Source organism: Micromonospora sp. 4G55, assembly GCF_016803375.1.
This window is the reverse complement of sequence record NZ_JAEVHN010000764.1, coordinates 1-2,709: the sequence shown is the minus strand read 5'-3', so window position 1 is coordinate 2,709 and position 2,709 is coordinate 1. Positions and strand designations below refer to the sequence as shown.

General features: G+C 68.9%; 1 protein-coding gene and 1 pseudogene. One reads left to right on the top strand and one right to left on the bottom strand.

What is annotated here, in order from left to right; translation table 11 throughout:
• Positions 1 to 65: 65 nt before the first annotated feature.
• Positions 66 to 1,844 (bottom strand): glycoside hydrolase family 6 protein, encoded by a 1,779-nt coding sequence (locus tag JNW89_RS33810; RefSeq protein WP_305070566.1) that lies wholly within the window; start codon positions 1,842 to 1,844, stop codon positions 66 to 68.
• 535 nt (positions 1,845 to 2,379) lie between these two features.
• Between JNW89_RS33810 and JNW89_RS33805 the strand changes: the two are divergent.
• Positions 2,380 to 2,709, top strand: a pseudogene (locus JNW89_RS33805) (hypothetical protein); the annotation flags it as partial.

Here is a 2,709-nt window from a genome sequence, read left to right as displayed (position 1 = left end):
CCGTGGGGAACCCGCCGCGGCAGTGCCTCACTCCCGCCGCGGCGGTGGGCCGTCCGCCCCGGTGCTCAGAGCGCCGGGTAGGCGTTCTTCATGAGTTCCTGGAACTGCGCGGAGAACCAGGCGCCGGAGATCGGCGCGTTCGGCAGGGCGCCGCTGAGGCTGTTGCCGTTGCGGGCGTTGCCGGTGTAGGTCGGGTCGCACATCCGGTCGAAGCCCTTGCCCTCGTCGTTCGGGATCAGGCTGCTGGAGCCGTCCGACTCGCCCGGGGGCTTGACCCAGACGTACGCGTCGATGCCCGGCTCCGGCGCGGCCTTGGGCCGCTCGCCGAGGCCCGCCCCGGCCTGGTTGCACCAGTTGCCGGCGTGGATGCGGCGGTCGATGCGGCCACCGTTGACGTAGGTGTCCACGCTGGTCGTCGCGCCCGGGCCGGTGGGCCGGGCGGTGCCGCCCCAGCCGTTGCGGGAAGTGTCGATCAGCATGCCGATGTTGGCGTCGAAGCCGGTGGAGACCAGCTTGGCGCGGAACGCCTGGGCGAACGACAGCTCGTCGACGTACTGGTTCCAGTCGATCCACTTGGACTGGCGGACGGTCTGCCCGTTCACCGTGTCGGTGATCTTGATGTACGGCTCCCGCAGCGCCGAGTAGTTCGCGGTGTTGACGATGAAGCCGTGCACGTTCTTCACCGTGCTGCCGGAGGCGGTGGCGGCCTGGTAGAGCTGGGTCGCGGTCGGGCCGAGGTTGCTGTCCCAGCCGATCCAGCCGTGGTGGGCGGCGTCGATGTAGTTGTAGACGTTGCCGATGGCGCCCAGCTTGGCCAGGGCGTACCCGACACCGTTGACGTACGCGCCGTTGGCCTTGACCGTGTCGCACATCGCGGTGCCGCCGGGCTGGCCGGAGGTGTTGGTCACCAGGTTCGGCAACGAGTCGATCTCGATGATGTTGACGATGCGCAGGCCGGCGTACTTCGGGTCGCCCTGGATCGCCGCGATCGGGTCGATGTACTCGGCCTTGTACCGGGGCAGTTCCTCCGGACCCAGCTCACCGTTGGAGGCGAGCGCCGCACAGTCCCGGCCGGGCAGGTTGTAGATGACGAACTGGATGTAGCCAGCCCCCTGGGCCAGGGCCCTGTCCAGGTGGTCCCGCACCCCCATCGAGCCGTTGGAGCTGCTGCCGGTGGTGCCGTTGATGGCGGCGATCCGGTCCAACCAGACGGCGGTCGGGTTGTTCGACACCCGGCTGCCACCGGGCTCGGCGTCCGCCTTCGCCTTCCACTCCGGGTTCACGTACCCCTTGACCCCGACGTACGGGTTGTCCACCTTCTGGCCCGGCGTGGTCGGTGTCGGGGTCGGGTTGGTGGGCGTGGGGGTCGGGTTGGTGGGCGTCGGCGTGGGGTTCGTCGGCGTCGGCGTCGGGTTGCCGCCGTTGCAGACCGTCCCGTTCAGGGTGAACGAGGTCGGCTTGGGGTTGCTGCCGCTCCAGGCGCCGTTGAACCCGATGCTGGCGCTGGCGCCGGAGGCGAGCGAGCCGTTGTAGGACTCATTCGTGGCCGTGACGTTCTGGCCGGTCTGCGACCACTTCGCCGACCAGCCCTGCTGCACCTTCTGGCTGCTGTTCGGGAAGGTGAAGCCGAGGTTCCAGGAGCTGACCGGGTCACCGAGGTTCTTGATGACGACGGTGGCGGTGAACCCGCCCGGCCAGTCGCTGGTGGTGTAGTCGACGCTGCACTGGGTCGCGGCCTGCGCCGCGGTGACCGGGATGGCCACCATCCCGCCCGCGACCAGGGCGCTCGCACCGGCTAGCGCGACCGCCCGGCGCCGGCCGGACAGGTTTCTCCACAGATTCATGCCACTGAACTCCTTGGGCGAGACCGGATCCGCGTACGGCCCGGCGGAATGGCCCGGCTGGACGTCCCCGCGGGGACGGTCCTCGGCGCCAACGGGATATCTCGGGGGGTGCCCGACCCGGACGGGCGTGGTGGTGGTGCCGTCGACCGGTCACGCGGACCGGTCCAGCGACGACGCCGTCCGGTCGGACCGGTTGCCCTCGACGTCTGCCTGCGCGGTGTGGCTCCCCGAACCGCGTGCAGCGATTCTTGCATGGGAGCGCTTCCATGGCAATGCCTCGATGCGGCCGGCCATGAGGGGCCGAAACGGTACGGCGTGGTCCGGGTGACGCAGCCCGAGCGCCACCGCTCGAGACGGCACGGCTGGACCTGAACAGCCGTGAGACTCACAAAAGCCGCTTAGCACTCCAAGCTCACCGGTCTCCCGCAAACTCCTAAACGCGAATTTTTCCCCGCATAAGTCGCGAAGCGGTCTAACGTCGGTCGTAGCCCGAGGGACGTCGGGCTCAGGACAAACAGGGATGGAGAAGCAGGTCATGGCTAAGAAGATGCTCGGGAAGCTCGTTGCGGGTGCCGCTCTCGGCGGCGCGTCCCTGCTGCTGTTCTCGCCCGGGGCGGCGAACGCGGCCAGCGCGTACACCGTCGACAAGCCGCAGGTCAGTCTTCCCGGTACCTGCTCTGGGGACCACGAGGACTGGGACCACAAGAACTGGGACCGCAGGGACTGGGACCGCAGCGACGAGGACCGCAAGGACCACGACCGCAAGGACGAGGACCGCAAGGACGAGGACCGCAAGGACAAGGACGGCAAGCACGACGACGGCAAGGACAAGGACGGCAAGCACGACGACGGCAAGGACAAGGAC

Excerpts from the sequence above, each read along its gene's own strand:
- JNW89_RS33810 (WP_305070566.1), bottom strand. The coding sequence starts at position 1,844 with ATGAATCTGTGGAGAAACCTGTCCGGCCGGCGCCGGGCGGTCGCGCTA.